We start from the raw sequence: 19,432 nt of genomic DNA on the forward strand, positions 1-19,432 counted from the left end.
CAGCACGTAATTACGCCAAAACTCTTCCACGCCAGCATTATAGAGCAAAATAAAAAACGCCACGACTCAGCGTGGCGTTTTCTCAAACCAGTAGCGTGATTTACGAACGCTTCATCATGTCGAAGAACTCATCGTTGGTCTTCGTCATAGCCAGTTTGTTAATCAGGAATTCCATAGCATCGATCTCCCCCATCGGGTGGATGATCTTGCGAAGAATCCACATTTTTTGCAGCTCTTCGGAGCTGGCAAGCAGCTCTTCTTTACGCGTGCCGGAACGGTTGTAGTCAATCGCCGGGAAGACGCGTTTTTCTGCGATTTTACGAGAGAGGTGCAGTTCCATGTTACCGGTACCTTTGAACTCTTCGTAAATCACTTCATCCATCTTCGAGCCGGTATCAACCAGTGCGGTGGCGATGATGGTCAGGCTACCGCCTTCCTCAACGTTACGGGCCGCACCGAAGAAACGCTTCGGACGATGTAAGGCGTTGGCGTCTACCCCACCGGTCAACACTTTACCGGAGGACGGAACGACCGTGTTGTAGGCGCGAGCCAGACGGGTGATGGAGTCCAGCAGGATGATGACGTCTTTCTTGTGCTCAACCAAACGTTTCGCTTTCTCAATCACCATTTCGGCAACCTGAACGTGGCGAGAAGCCGGTTCGTCGAAGGTGGAAGCAATCACTTCGCCTTTCACCAGACGCTGCATCTCGGTCACTTCTTCCGGACGTTCGTCGATCAGCAATACCATCAACACGCAGTCAGGGTGATTGTAGGCGATGCTCTGCGCGATATTTTGCAACAGCATGGTTTTACCCGCTTTCGGCGGCGCCACAATCAGACCACGCTGACCGCGACCAATCGGAGAAGCCAGGTCCAATNCGCGTGCCGTCAAATCTTCCGTCGAACCGTTGCCGCGTTCCATGCGCAGACGCGAATTGGCGTGCAGCGGCGTCAGGTTTTCGAACAGAATCTTACTGCGGGCATTTTCCGGTTTGTCGTAGTTGACTTCATTGACTTTCAGCAGGGCGAAATAGCGTTCGCCTTCTTTCGGAGGGCGAATTTTACCGGAAATGGTGTCGCCAGTACGGAGGTTGAAGCGGCGGATTTGGCTGGGGGAAACGTAGATATCATCAGGACCGGCGAGGTAGGAACTGTCGGCGGAACGTAGAAAACCAAACCCATCCTGCAATATTTCCAGCACACCATCGCCGAAGATATCTTCGCCACTCTTTGCATGCTGCTTCAGTATGGCGAAAATAATGTCCTGTTTACGCATGCGGGCCAGGTTTTCCAGCCCCATATTTTCGCCAAGAGTGATCAACTCAGAAACTGGCGTATTCTTTAATTCGGTAAGATTCATAGTGGTGGGTTCTTAAACTCGGGGTAAATCTCGAACTATTAACGTGAATGGTATGGCAGGATCATCCGTGCCTCTTATAACGGCCTTCAATCACCGAATGCCAGCTTTGTGCCGGACTGAATCATGCGGACTCTGCGCATACACACGGCAAAGATCGAAGACACCTTCAAAACAAATTAATTTATAACTGTCAGATTGCCAAACCGGGGGGAGAACATCGTTAATTTAGATGACTTTTTCCGATTTTGACACAGAATATTGCTTTAGATTCTAACTTTAGGCTCAAGCCCGAAGAGCTCAAACTACAGGTAAGTACGATATGCAGTGAGGATGAATCTAGCATGCTTCCCTGTGGGCGTCCAGCGGTCAGTAAGAGAAATTCTCATTGCCGGAAGACGCCCAGGGAATCGCCCTGTTTAGTACGAATTACAGGTTAGCTTCGATGAACTCTTTCAACTGACCTTTAGATAATGCGCCGACTTTCGTGGCCGCCACTTCGCCATTTTTGAACAGCAGCAGAGTCGGGATTCCGCGAATACCATATTTAGGTGCCGTAGCCGGGTTTTCATCAATGTTGAGTTTGGCTACAGTTAGTCTGTCCGCGTATTCCTCGGAGATTTCATTCAGAATGGGAGCGATCATTTTACAAGGACCACACCATTCAGCCCAGAAATCAACCAGCGTTACGCCCTCGGCCTGCAATACGTCTTTATCGAAAGTGCCGTCGGTCAGGTGAATAATTTTATCGCTCATGTTTTACTCCGCAGGATTATGTCCAACCAGTTGGTGTAGCATTAACCAACCTTGGGGTTGGCTTTATTTCTTATTTCACTGGATACGCTTTCGTAAAGCAATAGTTAGCTGATATTCTACCATACTATGAGCAAAACACACTTAACCGAACAGAAGTTTTCCGACTTCGCACTGCACCCGCAGGTTATAGAAGCGCTTGAAAGTAAAGGGTTTCATAACTGTACGCCGATTCAGGCGCTGACATTACCACTGACGTTGTCAGGCCGTGATGTCGCAGGTCAGGCGCAAACCGGTACCGGCAAGACGCTGGCATTCCTGGCGTCTACTTTCCATTATCTGCTTTCCCATCCTGCTTCGGCTGAACGTGAAACTAACCAGCCTCGCGCTCTGATTATGGCGCCGACGCGTGAACTCGCCGTGCAGATCCACGCAGATGCTGAAGCGCTGGCGCAGGCCACCGGTCTGAAACTGGGCCTGGCCTACGGCGGCGACGGCTACGACAAACAGCTGAAGGTGCTGGAAAGCGGCGTTGATATTCTGATCGGCACTACCGGTCGTCTAATCGACTACGCCAAGCAGAACTACGTCAATCTGGGTGCCATTCAGGTTGTGGTGCTGGATGAGGCGGATCGCATGTACGATCTGGGTTTCATCAAAGATATTCGTTGGTTGTTCCGACGCATGCCAGCTACCGATCAGCGTCTCAACATGTTGTTTTCCGCCACGTTATCTTACCGTGTTCGTGAACTCGCTTTCGAGCAGATGAACAACGCGGAATATGTGGAAGTGGAGCCGGATCAGAAAACCGGTCACCGGATCAAAGAAGAGCTGTTCTACCCGTCTAACGAAGAAAAGATGCGTCTGCTGCAGACTCTTATCGAAGAAGAGTGGCCGGATCGTTGCATTATCTTCGCCAATACCAAGCATCGCTGCGAAGACGTATGGGGTCATCTGGCCGCAGATGGTCACCGCGTCGGATTGCTGACCGGCGATGTGCCGCAGAAAAAACGCCTGCGCATTCTGGAAGATTTCACCCACGGCAATCTCGACATTTTGGTTGCAACCGATGTCGCCGCACGCGGCCTCCATATTCCGCTGGTCACACATGTCTTCAACTACGACTTGCCGGATGATTGCGAAGATTACGTTCACCGTATCGGTCGGACCGGCCGGGCAGGCGAAAGCGGTTTTTCCATTAGTCTGGCCTGCGAAGAATACGCGCTGAATCTGCCTGCTATCGAAGAATATACGGGTCATCGTATTCCGGTCAGCAAGTACAATAGCGAAGCGCTGTTGAATGATTTTCCGCCGCCTAAACGTCTGACGCGTCCGCGCTCTGCCTCCGGTCCGCGTCGCCAAAGTTCACAGCGGCGCAGCAGTGGTCCTCGTAACAACAACCGTAGACGGCAGGGTTGATGCTCTTATGTCGATGCTAAGTTCTTCTTCGCTCTATGCCGCCATTGATTTAGGCTCCAACAGCTTTCATATGCTGGTCGTCCGGGAAGTCGCCGGTAGCATACAGACCATGTCCCGCATCAAACGCAAAGTCAGGTTGGCCGCGGGACTGGACAAGCAGAGTTGCCTGTCCCTGGAAGCGATGGAGCGCGGCTGGCAGTGCCTGAAACTGTTCTCGGAACATCTGCAAGACATTCCGCAGGATCAGGTGCGCGTCGTCGCGACGGCAACCCTCAGGCTCGCCAGCAACGCCGACGAGTTCCTGGACAAGGCTAAGCGCATTTTGGGCGTGCCGGTGCAGGTGATCAGCGGAGAAGAAGAAGCTCGACTCATTTATCAGGGCGTGGCCCATACGACAGGCGGCCCTGAACAAAGACTGGTCGTCGATATCGGCGGCGGCAGCACCGAACTGGCGACGGGCACCGGTGCACAAACTAATCAGCTGTTCAGCCTGCCGATGGGCTGTGTGACCTGGCTGGAGCGCTACTTCACGGATCGCAATCTGGGCGAAGAAAATTTCCGTCACGCTGAAGAAGCCGCGCGTGAAATGGTACGTACGGTAAAAGAAAGCCTGCTGGCGCAAGGCTGGCAGATCTGCGTCGGGGCCTCCGGCACCGTACAGGCGCTGCAAGAAATCATGGTCGCGCAGGGGATGGATGAGTACATCACATTAGCTAAGTTGCAACAGCTTAAGCAACGTGCGATTCAATGCGGCAAACTGGAAGAACTCGAAATCGACGGGTTGACGCTGGAGCGCGCGCTGGTTTTCCCAAGCGGCCTGTCTATCCTGCTGGCGATCTTCCACGAACTGGGTATCCAAACCATGACGTTAGCCGGCGGTGCGCTCCGCGAAGGGCTGGTATACGGCATGCTGCATTTGCCCATCGGGCAGGATATCCGCTCCCGTACCTTGCATAATCTGCAACAGCGCTATCTTCTTGATGGCGAGCAGGCGCGGCGCGTCAGCGCACTGGCGGACAATTTCGCACAGCAGTTGGTTCAGGACTGGCAATTAGACGATCGATGTCGGGAGCTACTGCGCAGCGCGAGTCTGATTCACGAAATCGGACTCAGCATCGACTTCCGTCAAGCTCCCCATCACGCCGCCTATCTTATCCGCAACAGCGATCTCCCTGGTTTTACACCTGCTCAGAAAAAACTGCTGGCCACCCTGTTACACAATCAGTGCAATACGCTCGATCCTATTCCGCTGACGCAGCAAAACGCGCTGCCGGTGGGTCAGGCACAGCATTTATGTCGCCTGCTGCGACTGGCGATTATTTTTGCCAGTCGCCGCCGGGACGATACGCTGCCTGCCGTCAGGCTACGCGCGGAAGACGAAACGCTGCGGGTCATTTTACCTGCCGGATGGCTATCCCAGTATCCGCTGCGAGCCGAGATGCTGGAGCAGGAAAGCCGCTGGCAAAGCTATGTCCATTGGCCGCTCGATATTGAAGAAAGCCCTGCCTGATCAGTCACTAAAGGGTAACATATTGTTGCCCTTACCTTCCCTCGCGTCTCAAAATCTGCGATGTTTTTCCAACCCTGAATCGATACAGGACGTATCGCCGCTGTAACGCACGGCTTCCTAACAACCCGTCATTACGGCATACATCTAATTTTCAAAAATGAAGGATTAAGGATGAAAGGATTCTCCCTGCCCGGGCGCTATTCCCAGAGCGCGGCCGCCGCATTGTTACTGTTTACTTGCGCATCGTCAGATGCCGCTAACCTTCCCCAACAGCTGCGCGTACCAACGCTGGCGTTTGATGACCACAGCATCGTGTTGGTGTGGGACGCGCCGGAAGACACATCTAACATTGTCGACTACCAGATTTATCAGGGCGGACGGCTTATCGGCCTGGCAAGCAAGATGAACGCGTCCAACGCTCCCACCGGCCGCTATCTGTCGGCGTTTTACAAGAATGACGCCGCCAGCTTCCAGCATCGGATCGTGATACATAATGCGCGAGTCGATAACCTGAAGGCCAATACCGAGTATCAGTTTACCGTTCGGGTCGTTTATGCCGACGGCACCGTATCCGGTGACAGCAACGCCGTTACCGCAAAAACCGCCAGCACGCCGCAGGTGCTGAACGTCTCTCGATACGGCGCAAAAGGCGATGGCGTGACGCTAAACACAGCCGCTATCCAGAAAGCCATTGATGCGTGCAAACCGGGCTGTCGGATAGACATTCCTGCGGGCGTATTCAAAACCGGCGCGCTATGGCTGAAAAGCAACATGACGCTTAATCTGGTCAAGGGGGCGACGCTGCTGGGGTCGGACAGCCCCAGCGATTATCCTGACGGCTATAAGCTATACCCCTACTCCACCTTCACCCGCCCGGCTTCATTAATCAATGCGATCGACCAAAACAGCAGTACGCCGGGAACGTTTCAGAACATCCGTATCGTGGGTCAGGGCGTTATCGACGGCAATGGCTGGAAGCGTGCGACCACCGCCACGGTGACGGACGAAGCCCGTACGGCGCTGCCTCAATACGTCGCCAGCAATAGCAGCAAAGTGAGCCAAGATGGTATTTTAGCCAAAAATCAGGTGGATAAGCTGGTCAACAATGGCGTTGACGCGAAACTGGCCTACGGCCAAGGCCGCTCCAGCCTGATGACGCTACGCGGCGTGGAAAACGTCTACCTCGCGGACTTCACCGTCCGGAACCCCGCGTTCCACGGCATTATGCTGTTGGAAAACCACAATGCGGTGGTGAATGGCCTGACGCACCAGACCTATGACGCCAACAACGCCGACGGGGTGGAGTTTGGCAACAGCCAGAACGTGATGGCGTTTAACAACGTCTTCGACACCGGCGATGATTGCATCAACTTCGCCGCCGGCACCGGCGAAAACGCCAACCAGCAAGAGCCGATGAAAGGCGCATGGCTGTTCAACAACTATTTCCGTATGGGGCATGGCGCGATAGTGACCGGCAGTCATACCGGGGCCTGGATACAAGATATTGTGGCGGAGAACAACGTAATGCAGAAAACCGACGTGGGCTTGCGCGCCAAAAGCGCGCCGGATATCGGCGGGGGCGCACATGGCGTGGTATTTCGTAACAATGCGATGAAGAACATCGTTAAACAGGCGGTGGTCGTCACGCTCAGCTATTCGGACTCGAATGCGACCGTAGATTACCCGGCAGCCAAAACACCCGCCCGCTTCTACGACTTTGCGGTCAGCAACGTCACCGTACAGGGCACGTCAGGCGCCTATCCGTCGATTGAGGTCGTAGGCGACAGCACGAAGGGGATTTGGCACAGTCAGCTGAATTTTAACAACTTGAAACTGGACAGCGTCCCTCCGGCCTCCATAAACGATATGCAAGACAGCACGTTCAGCCATGTGGCCTTCACGAATCTGCTTAACGGCACGACGCCGTGGAAAATCGGCACGGTGAAAAACGTGACTATTGAAGGCAAAACGCGGACCCAGTAATAGCGCAATCTGCTTTCCGCCAGGCGAGTCATCTCGCCTGGCGTTTCCATTTCAGCACCACGCACGCACCTATGGGGTAAACGATACGTGTTCCTCGTCAACAACGGTCACCCGGTGTTCGGCTTCTCCGACGGCGTAACTTCCTGACTACTTTTTCTCTCTGGCCTTCGCCAGCTGCTCACGAATATTCGCCAGATGCCCTTGCCCCTTTTGCATCCGCTCCTGCGCACTAACGACTTTTCTTACCGTCTCCCACTGAACGTCATCCTGCGGTAATTCCAACAGAAAACGGCTCGGCTCCGGGCGTATCAGTTCACCATACTGGCGACGCTCCCGACACATCGTGAAGGTCAGCTCTTTTTGCGCTCGCGTGATACCGACGTAGGCCAATCGCCGCTCTTCATCGACGTTGTCTTCATCAATACTGGTCTGATGCGGCAGCAATCCTTCTTCCATCCCCACCAGATAGACATTGGGGAACTCCAGCCCTTTGGACGCATGCAGCGTCATCAGTTGCACCTGGTCGAGATCTTCTTCGCTTTCGTTGCGCTCCATCATGTCCCGCAACGTGAAGCGCGTGACGACTTGCGTCAGCGTCATCGGCTCGTCCAGATCGCTCCCCTCCAGCATTTCCGTCATCCAGGTAAACAGCTGGTTGACGTTTTTCATGCGCATTTCCGCCGCTTTCTGGCTGGGGGAGGTTTCATACAGCCAACTTTCGTAATCCAGCCCGTGGATGAGATCGCGAACCGCCGCCACAGGCTCCCGCTCCGTTCGACGCGCAATCTCGGCCAGCCACTGCGTGAAACGCTGGAGCGATTCGAGACCGCGGCCGGTCAGGACCTGAGAAAGCCCTACGTCGAAGCTGGCGTTAAACAGGCTGCGGTTGCGCTGATTCGCCCATTCACCCAGTTTCTTCAGCGTGGCCGGTCCGATTTCTCTTTTCGGCGTATTCACGATACGTAGAAACGCGCTGTCGTCGTCAGCATTGGTCAACACGCGCAGGTAGGCCAAGAGATCCTTGATTTCCGGACGAGAAAAGAAAGAGCTGCCACCGGAAATCTTGTAGGGTATGCGGTTTTGCATCAGCACTTTTTCGAACAGCCGCGACTGATGATTGCCGCGATAAAGAATGGCGTAATCACGGTACTGAGTCTTATTGACGAAGTGATGCGCGATCAGCTCGCCCACGACGCGTTCGGCTTCATGATCCTCGTTATTGGCGGTAATAATCTTTAGCTCGTTGCCGTACGCCAGCTCCGAATAGAGTCGTTTCTCGAAGACGTGCGGGTTGTTGGCGATCAGGATATTGGCCGCTTTCAGAATGCGTCCGGACGAACGGTAATTCTGCTCCAGTTTAATCACCTGCAACGCAGGGAAATCGTGCTGCAGCAGCTCCAGGTTCTGCGGACGCGCGCCGCGCCAGGAGTAAATCGACTGGTCGTCATCACCCACCACGGTAAAGCGCGCGCGGCGACCGACCAACTGTTTGACCAGTTCGTACTGGCTGGTGTTGGTGTCCTGATATTCGTCCACCAGCAGATAGCGCAGACGATGCTGCCAGCGCTCGCGAGCCTGTTCATCACGCCGGAACAACAGCGTGGGCAGCAGAATGAGATCGTCAAAGTCCAACACGTTGCAGGCGCGCAGATGTTCGCTGTAAAGCTGGTAACAGTGGGCGAACAAACGATCCCGTTCGGATCTCGCCTGCGCGGCGGCCTGAGCCGGTTCGATCAGATCGTTTTTCCAGTTGGAGATCGTCGAGATCAGCTGTTGCAACAGCTCTTTATCATTTTGCAGCCAGGTTTCCGTCAGTTCCTTTAGCAGCGCCAGCTGATCCTGATCGTCGAACAGGGAAAAATTGGATTTCATATTCAGCGCGGCATATTCGCGCTTGATGATCTCCAGTCCCAGCGTGTGAAAAGTCGCAATCATCAGGCCGCGACTCTCTTTCCGCCCCAGCGTCTGCGCCACACGCTCTTTCATCTCGCGAGCCGCCTTGTTGGTAAAGGTGACCGCCGCGATATTCCGCGCCTGATAGCCGCACTCCCGTATCAGGTGGGCTATCTTTTGCGTGATGACGCGCGTTTTGCCGGAACCGGCGCCGGCCAGGACCAGGCAGGGACCGCTCACGAACTCGACGGCGTGTTGTTGGCTGGGATTTAAACGCATGGATCTGTCTTGCTCTTTGTTCAAACGGAAGGCGATTGTAGCAAAACTCGCGCGGGGAAGAGTGGCAGAACCGATCGCCGACGAGACACGGCGCATTGCTATTGCTATTGGACGCGGGTTACAGTGCCTGCCAGCATCCCCCGATTAAAAAGGTATATACCATGGCAAAAACAGCCTCGGCGCTGCACATTCTGGTTGATACGGAACAGCAGGCCAACGACATCCTGGCCCAGTTAGAACAAGGCGCGGACTTCCAGCAGTTGGCCAAGAAGTTTTCCACCTGTCCGTCAAAACGCAACGGCGGCGACCTGGGCGAATTTCGCCAGGGCGATATGGTGCCGACGTTTGATAAAGCCGTGTTCTCCTGCGAGCTGCTCAAGCCGTGCGGACCGGTCAAAACCCAGTTCGGCTACCACATCATCAAAGTGCTCTATCGCCGTTAATCACGAGAGCCGGGCTGGCGGGTGATCCATCCGCCGCTCTCGCGCTGATTCCGTTGGAGATGGGCACGATCAAAAAGGGCNCAACTTTCGTTNCGCCCTTTGTTATTACCGGGATAACGTCTTAGCGATCTGCAGGATTATCCGGCAACCGCAATGCGTTTCATATCGGTCATGTAGCCACGCAGTTTCTTACCGACGACTTCGATAGGATGGTTGCGGATGGCTTCATTGACGTCACGCAGCTGCGCGTTGTCAACAGCGGTAGCGGCAACGGATTTACCGATATCGCCCGGCTGCAGGCTGCTCATGAATGTCTCTTTCAGCAGCGGCACCGCGGCGTTGGCGAACAGGTAGTTGCCGTATTCAGCGGTGTCGGAAATGACCACGTTCATTTCGTACAGACGCTTACGGGCGATAGTGTTCGCGATCAGCGGCAGTTCGTGCAGAGATTCGTAGTAAGCGGACTCTTCGATGATGCCAGAACTCACCATCGTTTCGAACGCCAGCTCAACCCCGGCTTTCACCATGGCGATCAGCAGCACGCCGTTGTCGAAGTATTCCTGCTCGCTGATCTTGCCTTCGAACTGCGGTGCGTTTTCGAACGCGGTTTTACCGGTCTCTTCACGCCAGGTCAGCAGCTTCACGTCGCCGTTGGCCCAGTCTTCCATCATGCCACGGGAAAACGCGCCGGAGATGATGTCGTCCATGTGTTTCTGGAACAGCGGCGCCATCAGGGTTTTCAGCTGTTCAGACAGCGCATAGGCACGCAGTTTCGCCGGGTTAGACAGGCGATCCATCATCAGGGAGATACCGCCCTGTTTCAGCGCTTCGGTGATGGTTTCCCAACCGTACTGAATCAGTTTTTCCGCATAGGCTGGTTCAACGCCGTCAGCGACCAGTTTGTCGAAGCTCAGCAGAGAACCCGCCTGCAGCATGCCGCACAGGATAGTCTGTTCGCCCATCAGGTCGGATTTAACTTCAGCCACGAAGGAGGATTCCAGAACGCCCGCACGATGACCGCCGGTCGCCGCAGCCCAGGCTTTGGCAATCGCCATACCTTCGCCTTTCGGATCGTTTTCCGGGTGAACCGCGATCAGGGTCGGCACGCCGAAACCCCGTTTGTNCTCTTCACGCACTTCCGTACCTGGGCATTTCGGCGCAACCATCACGACGGTAATGTCTTTACGCACTTGCTCGCCCACTTCCACGATGTTGAAACCGTGAGAGTAACCCAACGCAGCGCCCTGTTTCATCAGCGGCTGTACGGCCTGTACCACGGAGGAGTGCTGTTTGTCCGGCGTCAGGTTGACCACCAGATCCGCCTGCGGGATCAGGTCTTCGTAAGTGCCGACGGTAAAGCCGTTTTCGGTCGCTTTGCGCCATGAAGCACGCTTCTCGGCAATCGCTTCTTTACGCAGGGCATAAGCGATATCCAGACCGGAATCGCGCATGTTCAGCCCCTGGTTTAGCCCCTGAGCGCCACATCCCACGATCACGACTTTTTTGCCCTTGAGGTAGTTAGCTTCATCAGCAAATTCGTCGCGGTTCATAAAGCGACATTTACCCAATTGCGCCAGCTTCTGACGCAGGTTCAAGGTATCAAAGTAGTTAGCCATGTGGAGATGCTCCATAATGATGTGTTGGTTGCCGTTGTTTCTTTGGGTTGCCGCCTCGGCGGCCCCGGAATAGACACATCATATGACAGGAATTGCATTGCTTAAATTGATATATTAACAACGCTGCATTGCATAATCTGCAACATAACAAACAAGGCCTGCATTCGATGGATTTACGCGATCTCAAATTATTCCTGCACCTGGTGGACAGTCACCATTTTGGTCACACCGCCAAGGCTATGCATATCAGCCCGTCAACCCTGTCGCGCCAGATACAGCGTATGGAGGAAGACATCGGGCAGGCGCTGTTTCTACGGGACAACCGCACGGTGCGATTGACCGAGGCCGGCGAGCATCTGAAAATTTTCGCCCAGCAAACGCTGTTGCAGTACCAGCAGATGCAGCTGGCGATGTCGCAGCACGGCCAGTCGCTCAGCGGCGAACTACGGGTATTTTGCTCTGTGACGGGTGCCTATAGTCATTTGCCCACGATTCTGGATCGCTTCCGCGCTCGCCACCCGCTGGTGGAAATCAAGCTGACGACGGGCGATGCCGCCGACGCCGTGGACAAGGTGCGCTCGAACGTCGCCGATCTCAGCATCGCCGGCCATCCCGAAACGCTGCCGCCCAGCATGGTTTTCATCCCCATCGGCAACATTCGCATCGCGCTGGTCATCCCCACGATGCCTTGTCCTGTCCAGGTGCAAATGCAGGATCCTGACCCTGACTGGGCTCAGGTTCCCTTCATTTTGCCGCAGTACGGACCGGTCAGAAAACTCACCGAACGCTGGTTCCGCCATCAGAAGATCGCCAATCCGCTCATCTATGCGACCGTCGCCGGACATGAAGCCATGGTATCGATGGTCGCGGTGGGGTGTGGCGTGGCGCTGGTCCCCGACGTCGTGCTGGAAAATAGCCCTGACCCCGTGCGTAAGCGTGTGTTCGTCTTGCAAGAACAAATTCTGGAGCCCATTCCGCTCGGGATCTGTATGCAGAAAAAGCGCCTGAGCGAACCACTGATTGCCGCCTTCTGGGAGACGCTACAGGAGACGCAATAGCGCGATCGATGCCGCCGTTGCGGCGGCAGAGACCGGTCGGACAAGGCGTCGAAAGCGCCTGCCTGCTCGGCCCATTTCGTCCCCTCAATGTCCATCAGATAGCGGAATAACAGATCCAGCCGGGTGAAGCCTTCGGCCTGCATCGTCACCAATTCGCCACGAAACAACGGTGACATGTCCTGACGGGAAGCCACGCCGCCAGCAATTTACGGTTTTACCCGTGCGCCAACGCGCGAAAAGGCACCAGGAGCGTGGCCTCATAGTCGGCTCGATGCGCCTCAAACCACTCTTTGGTGTTGTGTTGAAGCAGCGGCTGCAAAAAGGTGAGTCCCTGTTGCGAAATCCGATGAATCCTGGCGCCATGCCTCATGACCACCGTAAAAGTGAGGGGAAGCAGGCGACGGTCACCCGCTTTCTCCNCAAATGATTACGCGCCCGCGGAAGAACCTCCAGCGGGCGCGCGACGGTCTACCGGTACGCGAAACTCAGCGTCGCCTTAGCCTTTCATAAAAAATCGAAAAGCCGGATTTTGGGTTTCTTCGTGACACTCATAACCCAGATCCTTCAAGTGGCGCTCAAACGAGGCATCGCGCTCGGCGAGTTCAAACGCGGCCAACACGCGACCATAGTCCATTCCGTGGCTACGATAATGGAACAGAGAAATATTCCAGTGCGTTCCCAGCGTAATGAGGAATTTCAGCAATGCACCCGGTGATTCAGGGAACTCAAAACTATAGAGTTTTTCCTGTAGCGGCTTGGACGGCCGCCCGCCCACCATGTAACGCACGTGCAGTTTCGCCATTTCATCATCAGACAGATCGACCACCTGATAGCCGCCCGCCTGTAGATCGGACAGGATTTCCTGCCGTTCTTCATGACCGCGCGTGAGGCGGACGCCCATGAAGATGCAAGCTTCGTCATCGCTGGAGTAGCGATAGTTGAATTCGGTGATGGCTCGACCGCCCAGCAGCTGACATAGCGTCAGGAAGCTGCCTTTCTGCTCGGGGATGGTAACCGCCATCAGCGCTTCCCGCTGTTCGCCCAGCTCGCAGCGTTCAGACACGTAGCGTAGCCCGTGGAAGTTGACGTTGGCGCCGGACAGCACGTGCGCCAGACGCTCGCCCTGAATGTTGTGCTGCTGAATATATTTCTTCATCCCGGCCAGCGCCAACGCGCCCGATGGCTCAGCAACCGCACGCACGTCTTCAAACAGGTCTTTGACCGCAGCGCAGATCGAGTCGCTATCGACCGTGATGACGTCATCCAGATACTCCCGGCACAGACGGAAAGTCTCGTTGCCGATACGTTTGACCGCCACGCCTTCGGCAAACAGACCGACGCGAGCTAAATCCACCGGCTCGCCCGCATCCAGCGCGGCGCGCAAGCAGGCAGAGTCTTCGGCTTCAACGCCGATGACTTGGATTTGCGGCATCAGCTGTTTAATCAATACTGCCACGCCCGCCGCCAGGCCGCCGCCGCCAACCGGGACGAATACTCGGTCAAGATGCGCATCCTGCTGCAAAAGTTCCATTGCCAGCGTGCCCTGCCCGGCAATCACGGCCGGGTGGTCGAACGGCGGAACGAAGGTCATTTTATCCCGTTCAGACAGTTCGATGGCCTTGGCTTTGGCCTCATCAAAGTTAGCGCCATGTAACAACACTTCACCGCCGAAGCCACGTACGGCATCGACTTTGATATCCGCCGTGGCGACCGGCATGACGATTAGGGCTTTAATGCCCAGACGATTGGCGGAGAGCGCCACGCCCTGAGCATGGTTGCCGGCCGAAGCCGTCACCACGCCATGGGATTTCTGTTCATCGCTCAGCCCGGCCATCATGGCGTAGGCGCCACGCAGTTTGAAACTGTGAACAGCCTGGCGATCTTCCCGCTTCACCAGAATGTCATTGCCCAAACGGGCGGATAGCTTGTCCATCCGCTCCAGCGGCGTGACCTGCGCGACTTCATACACCGGCGAGCGGAGAACCGCCCGCAGATATTCCGCGCCGCAAGGGGCGTCGGAAAGGGGTTGTGAAACTGCCATCAGCTTTAGCCTCCCAGCTTGCTTTTATCCCGGACGGCACCTTTGTCAGCGCTGGTCGCCAGACTGGCGTAGGCACGTAATGCAAATGAGACCTGACGGTCGCGGTTTTTCGGCGTCCAGGCTGCGTCTCCACGCGCCAGCTGCGCTTCCCGGCGCTGGGCCAGCTCGCTCTCGGGGACATCCAAAACAATCCCTCGGTTTGGAATATCGATGGCGATGGTGTCGCCGTCTTCCACCAACCCAATCAGGCCGCCGTTGGCCGCTTCCGGTGAAGCATGACCGATGGACAGACCGGATGTTCCGCCCGAAAAACGGCCATCGGTAATCAGCGCGCAAGCCTTGCCCAGCCCCATCGACTTCAGGAAGCTGGTCGGATACAGCATTTCCTGCATCCCCGGACCGCCTTTCGGCCCTTCGTAACGGATGACCACGACGTCGCCAGCTTCTACCTTGCCGCCCAAAATGGCTTCTACCGCATCATCCTGGCTCTCATAGACCTTGGCCGGACCGGTGAACACCAGACTGTTTTTATCCACGCCTGCCGTTTTGACGATACAGCCATCTTCCGCCAGATTGCCATACAGTACGGCCAGACCACCGTCCTGACTGTAGGCGAATTCCCTGGTGCGGATACACCCTTCCTTTCGGTCGGTGTCCAGCGAATCCCAACGACAGTCCTGCGAAAAAGCCTGCGTGGTACAAATACCCGCCGGACCCGCCGCATACATTTTCTTCACGCTTTCATCTTCGGTCTGCATAACATCATAGGCCGCCAATGTTTCCGGCAACGACATGCCCAGAATATTGGTCACATCACGGTGCAACAGACCCGCGCGATCCAGCTCGCCTAAAATTCCCAGCACGCCGCCCGCGCGGTGAACATCTTCCATATGATATTTCTGCGTGCTCGGCGCGACTTTGCACAAGTGCGGAACTCGGCGCGACAGGCGATCGATATCCTCCATGGTGAAGTCGACCTCGCCTTCCTGCGCGGAAGCCAACAGATGGAGCACCGTGTTGGTGGAGCCGCCCATCGCGATGTCCAGCGTCATCGCATTTTCGAAAGCCTGTTTGTTGGCGATGTTACGCGGCAACGCGCTCTCATCATCCTGCTCGTAGTAACGTTTGGTCAGCTCGACGATGCGCTTACCGGCGTTGAGGAACAGCTGTTTACGGTCGGCATGCGTCGCCAACAGAGAACCGTTACCCGGCTGCGACAGGCCCAGCGCCTCGGTCAGACAGTTCATTGAGTTGGCGGTAAACATACCCGAGCAGGAGCCGCAGGTCGGACAGGCCGAACGCTCGATCTGCAGGCTGTCTTCATCGCTGACTTTAGGATTGGCGCCCTGAATCATGGCGTCGACCAGATCCAACTTGATTAACTGGTCGGACAGCTTGGTTTTACCGGCTTCCATCGGGCCGCCGGAAACGAAAATCACCGGAATGTTGAGGCGCAATGCCGCCATCATCATTCCCGGAGTGATCTTGTCACAGTTGGAAATGCAGACCATGGCGTCAGCGCAGTGTGCGTTCACCATGTACTCCACGGAATCCGCAATCAGTTCGCGGGAAGGCAGGGAGTAGAGCATACCGCCGTGGCCCATCGCAATGCCGTCATCGACCGCAATGGTATTGAACTCTTTGGCTACGCCGCCTGATGCTTCGATTTGTTCCGCGACCAGCTTGCCCAGATCGCGTAGATGGACGTGGCCGGGAACGAATTGCGTGAACGAGTTAACAACGGCAATGATAGGCTTGCCAAAATCGGCGTCGGTCATCCCTGTGGCGCGCCACAAGGCTCGCNCTCCAGCCATATTACGACCATGCGTGGTGGTGGCTGAACGGTACTTAGGCATACTCTGATTACTCCAGTTCAAAACAGATGACCGGCAGCAAAGCTGCGCTGCCGGTAAGAAAAGAAAGTCGGTGATGTGATTANCGGTTAACTGGATCCAGCCAGCCCCATTTATCTTCTGTTTCACCCGTGAACAGCCCGAAGAACGCCTGCTGAAGCTGCTTGGTGACAGGACCACATTTTCCGATGCCTACCTGAATACCGTCGACGCTGCGTACCGGCGTGATTTCCGCCGCAGTGCCGGACATGAAGACTTCGTCAGCCAGATAGAGTGACTCGCGAGACAACACCTGTTCGCGGACTTCGAATCCTTTTTGTTTCGCCAACGTGATAATGGCGTCGCGGGTGATCCCCGGCAGCGCGGAAGAGGTGAACGGCGGTGTGAAGATGATGCCGTTTTTCACTTCGAACAAGTTTTCGCCAGCACCTTCGGAGACGTAGCCATGAACATCCAGCGCGATCCCTTCCTGATAGCCATGACGACGTGCTTCGCTCCCCACCAACAGCGAGGACAGATAGTTACCGCCTGCTTTGGCCGCGGTCGGGATCGTGTTGGCCGCCGCGCGGTTCCATGAAGACACCATCGCATCAATGCCCTGATCCAGCGCTTCTTCGCCCAGATAAGCTCCCCACGGGAAGGCCGCAATGATGACATCTGTTTTATAACCATCCGGCGGGTTCACGCCCATGCCGACATCGCCGACGAACACCAACGGACGGATATAAGCGCTGGATAAGTTGTTTTTACGCAGCGTTTCTCGGCACGCTTCCATCAGTTCGTCGACGCTCTGAGATAGCGGCATACGGTAGATCTTGGCGGAGTCATGCAGACGCTGCATATGCTCGCGGTGGCGGAACACGACCGGCCCACGGTGAGAGTCATAACAACGGACGCCTTCGAAGACGGAAGTCCCGTAGTGCAAGGCGTGAGACATTACGTGAACCTTCGCGTCTGCCCAGGGAACCATTTCGCCGTTGAACCAGATATAGTCAGCTTTCTTTGTCATTATTAATTTCCTTCTCAGTGCCTCAGGCACGTATCTATTATGCTTTCAGTGACTGGATCTCGACGCGCGAGATGTCCAGTAGTTTGTTTAATTGAGTTGACAGTAAATCGACCGGCCGCTGGCTCGCAACGGTCAGCTCGATGTTTATCTGGCCGCCGTCATGCTGCGACGACATGTTCATGGCGGAGACTTGAAACCCGCGATGGCGAGTGACGCGCAACACACGCTCCAGCGTTTCTGGGCGAAAACGGGCCTGAATTAAAATCTGATGGCGTTTCATTCGTTCTCCTCCAACATAGATTCATTGCCGGCACCGGGCGGCACCAGCGGCCAGACGTTTTCATACGAATCGATGGATACATGCAATAGGTACGGCCCGTCGCTACTCAGCAGTGCGTTCAAGGCGGAATCAATCTGGTCTTTACGGGTAATGCTTTGGCCGGGGATACCGAATGCGCTGGCTAGCGTCAGGAAGTCAGGGTTATCGGAGAGCGTCGTTTCGCTGTAGCGTTCTTCGAAGAATAATTCCTGCCACTGCCTGACCATGCCTAATCGTTGGTTGTCCAACAGCACGATTTTCGTGGGCAGGTGCTTTCGTTTGATCGTGCCCAGCTCCTGGATGTTCATCATGAAGGAACCGTCACCGGAGATACAGATAACCGTATCATCCGGCCGGGCGACCTGAGCGCCAACTGCGGCGGGCACCCCAAAACCCATCGTGCCGAGACCGCTAGACGTAATGAAGTTTTCCGGACGACTAACCCGCATATGTTGGGCAGCCCACATCTGATGTTGTCCTACGTCGGTAGTAATGACGGTGTTAGCCGGCATCCGTTCAGACAATGTTTTCAGCAGGGCCGGCGCATAAATGGCTTCGCCCGGATGATCGTAGCGTGACGGATATTCGGCTTTCATCAACATCGCCTGCTGACGCCAGGCATCAATGTGCAGCGACTGTTTCAATGCGGCCAACAGTTGGTTTAAATCCCCTTGCAACGCCACATGAGCCTGACGCAGCTTGTTCAGTTCTGCCGGGTCGATATCCATGTGGATCACACTAGCATTAGGGGCAAACGTATTCAGTTTACCGGTCACGCGATCGTCAAAGCGCGCACCCACAGCAATGAGCAGATCACATTGCTGCACCATGAGGTTCGCCGCTTTTGTCCCGTGCATGCCAATCATGCCGAGGTAGTAGGGGTAATCCGTCTCTACGGCGCCAAGCCCTTTCAAGGTCACGACACAGGGGATCTGCGTCGTATCCAGAAACTCGCGCAAAGCGGGAACCGCACGCGCCATTCCCACGCCCCCGCCGATATACAGCATGGGCTGTTTGGCATGAGCCAGCAACGTATTGGCATCGGCCAGCGACTGCGTCGGCAGGCTGTCGGTCTTTACCGGAGGGAGAATGTAAGGGGTAAATTCGCCGCCTTCGGCCAGCTGTATATCTTTGGGGATATCGACCAGTACCGGTCCAGGACGTCCACTCTGGGCGATAGCAAAGGCTTCCGCCATGATTTCCGGTAAGGATTCGAGGGAGTCGACAAGAAAACTGTGTTTAGTGCACGCCAGCGAGAGGCCAAGAACATCGATTTCCTGGAAGGCGTCGGTCCCAATCAGTGAAGAGCCGACCTGACCGGTGATCGCCACAATCGGTACAGAATCTAACAGCGCATCAGCCAGGCCAGTGATCAGATTGGTTGCTCCTGGTCCGGAAGTGGCGATGCATACGCCGACTTTACCTGTCGCTCGAGCATAGCCGATAGCGGCCATCGCCGCGCCTTGTTCATGGCGACATAGCAGGTGATCGACGCCCCCATCATACAATGCATCATAAACCGGCATGATTGCGCCACCAGGATAGCCAAATACACTATCCACTCCCTGCGCTCGCAACGCTTGTACCACCCACTTAGCCCCATTCATAGTTATTTCCCCAAATTCTTTTGGGTATGACAGGATTTTATGCTATTGACCATTCTCTGCTCCCTTGTTACAAATTTCGATCCCATAAAAAAACCCCCGACCATTTGGTGCGGGGGTTTTTCTTGAATTCGGCCTTGATTTTTAAGCCATTCTTCGTCCAAGTGCTGCCCCGCACGGTAGGTTGATAATCACCACCACGCTAATGACGACTAGGCTAATCACGAGGGCAAACGCTTTCATTTTCGGTTTATTCATTAATCAGTGTCGAACGAATGACTACAGAGTTACCATA

General features: G+C 55.3%; 16 protein-coding genes. 5 read left to right on the top strand and 11 right to left on the bottom strand.

Features of this window, described 5'->3' with window-relative positions; genetic code table 11:
• Window positions 1-100 precede the first annotated feature (100 nt).
• The gene (gene rho, locus RZ35_RS13130; RefSeq protein ID WP_026743727.1) at window positions 101-1,360 is read right to left on the bottom strand and encodes a transcription termination factor Rho; all 1,260 of its coding nucleotides are present in this window, start codon (window positions 1,358-1,360) and stop codon (window positions 101-103) included.
• 426 nt (window positions 1,361-1,786) lie between these two features.
• Window positions 1,787-2,113, bottom strand: a complete 327-nt coding sequence (gene trxA / locus RZ35_RS13135) for a thioredoxin TrxA (RefSeq protein WP_026739280.1) — start codon at window positions 2,111-2,113, stop codon at window positions 1,787-1,789.
• A gap of 126 nt (window positions 2,114-2,239) precedes the next feature.
• Between trxA and rhlB the strand changes: the two genes are divergently transcribed.
• The 3 genes from rhlB to RZ35_RS13150 all read left to right on the top strand — a co-directional run bounded on the left by rhlB (window position 2,240) and on the right by RZ35_RS13150 (window position 7,022).
• Complete coding sequence (rhlB, locus tag RZ35_RS13140) at window positions 2,240-3,529, top strand: ATP-dependent RNA helicase RhlB (protein ID WP_026743728.1); 1,290 nt, start codon at window positions 2,240-2,242, stop codon at window positions 3,527-3,529.
• Between the two features lie 13 nt (window positions 3,530-3,542).
• Entirely contained in the window at window positions 3,543-5,039 is a 1,497-nt protein-coding gene (gppA, locus tag RZ35_RS13145) for a guanosine-5'-triphosphate,3'-diphosphate diphosphatase (protein WP_026743729.1), read from the top strand.
• Window positions 5,040-5,210: 171 nt separating this feature from the next.
• A complete protein-coding gene (locus RZ35_RS13150; RefSeq protein ID WP_026743730.1) occupies window positions 5,211-7,022 on the top strand; it encodes a glycosyl hydrolase family 28 protein in 1,812 nt (603 codons plus the stop codon).
• 147 nt (window positions 7,023-7,169) lie between these two features.
• On the opposite strand, the gene rep is transcribed toward RZ35_RS13150, so the two are convergent.
• Window positions 7,170-9,194 (bottom strand): DNA helicase Rep, encoded by a 2,025-nt coding sequence (rep, locus tag RZ35_RS13155; RefSeq protein WP_026743731.1) that lies wholly within the window; start codon window positions 9,192-9,194, stop codon window positions 7,170-7,172.
• 161 nt (window positions 9,195-9,355) lie between these two features.
• On the opposite strand from rep, the gene ppiC reads away from it, so the two are divergent.
• A complete protein-coding gene (gene ppiC / locus RZ35_RS13160) occupies window positions 9,356-9,637 on the top strand; it encodes a peptidylprolyl isomerase PpiC (protein WP_026739275.1) in 282 nt (93 codons plus the stop codon).
• Between the two features lie 137 nt (window positions 9,638-9,774).
• Here ppiC and ilvC read toward each other — a convergent pair whose 3' ends face one another.
• Window positions 9,775-11,253 (bottom strand): ketol-acid reductoisomerase, encoded by a 1,479-nt coding sequence (gene ilvC / locus RZ35_RS13165; RefSeq protein ID WP_026743732.1) that lies wholly within the window; start codon window positions 11,251-11,253, stop codon window positions 9,775-9,777.
• Window positions 11,254-11,420: 167 nt separating this feature from the next.
• Here ilvC and ilvY point away from each other — a divergent pair, with 167 nt between their 5' ends.
• Window positions 11,421-12,311 (top strand): HTH-type transcriptional activator IlvY, encoded by an 891-nt coding sequence (gene ilvY / locus RZ35_RS13170; protein WP_026743733.1) that lies wholly within the window; start codon window positions 11,421-11,423, stop codon window positions 12,309-12,311.
• A gap of 214 nt (window positions 12,312-12,525) precedes the next feature.
• On the opposite strand, the gene RZ35_RS18010 is transcribed toward ilvY, so the two are convergent.
• From RZ35_RS18010 to ilvL, 7 genes are all read right to left on the bottom strand, one after another.
• Entirely contained in the window at window positions 12,526-12,681 is a 156-nt protein-coding gene (locus tag RZ35_RS18010) for a DUF2461 family protein (RefSeq protein WP_139171530.1), read from the bottom strand.
• A 126-nt stretch (window positions 12,682-12,807) separates the two neighbouring features.
• The gene (gene ilvA, locus RZ35_RS13175; RefSeq protein ID WP_026743734.1) at window positions 12,808-14,352 is read right to left on the bottom strand and encodes a threonine ammonia-lyase, biosynthetic; all 1,545 of its coding nucleotides are present in this window, start codon (window positions 14,350-14,352) and stop codon (window positions 12,808-12,810) included.
• Between the two features lie 5 nt (window positions 14,353-14,357).
• Window positions 14,358-16,208: a dihydroxy-acid dehydratase gene (ilvD, locus tag RZ35_RS13180; protein ID WP_026743735.1), complete on the bottom strand. Its 1,851-nt coding sequence runs from the start codon at window positions 16,206-16,208 to the stop codon at window positions 14,358-14,360.
• 79 nt (window positions 16,209-16,287) lie between these two features.
• Entirely contained in the window at window positions 16,288-17,214 is a 927-nt protein-coding gene (gene ilvE / locus RZ35_RS13185) for a branched-chain-amino-acid transaminase (protein WP_026743736.1), read from the bottom strand.
• Window positions 17,215-17,251: 37 nt separating this feature from the next.
• Complete coding sequence (ilvM, locus tag RZ35_RS13190) at window positions 17,252-17,494, bottom strand: acetolactate synthase 2 small subunit (protein ID WP_026743737.1); 243 nt, start codon at window positions 17,492-17,494, stop codon at window positions 17,252-17,254.
• Window positions 17,491-19,140, bottom strand: a complete 1,650-nt coding sequence (ilvG, locus tag RZ35_RS13195; protein ID WP_026743738.1) for an acetolactate synthase 2 catalytic subunit — start codon at window positions 19,138-19,140, stop codon at window positions 17,491-17,493. The genes ilvM and ilvG overlap by 4 nt, the downstream gene beginning before the upstream one ends.
• 141 nt (window positions 19,141-19,281) lie before the next feature.
• Complete coding sequence (ilvL, locus tag RZ35_RS17445) at window positions 19,282-19,380, bottom strand: ilv operon leader peptide (RefSeq protein WP_071999801.1); 99 nt, start codon at window positions 19,378-19,380, stop codon at window positions 19,282-19,284.
• Between the last annotated feature and the right edge of the window lie 52 nt (window positions 19,381-19,432).

The organism is Lonsdalea quercina subsp. quercina, from assembly GCF_000688655.1.
In the GTDB taxonomy this organism is placed as follows: domain Bacteria; phylum Pseudomonadota; class Gammaproteobacteria; order Enterobacterales; family Enterobacteriaceae; genus Lonsdalea; species Lonsdalea quercina.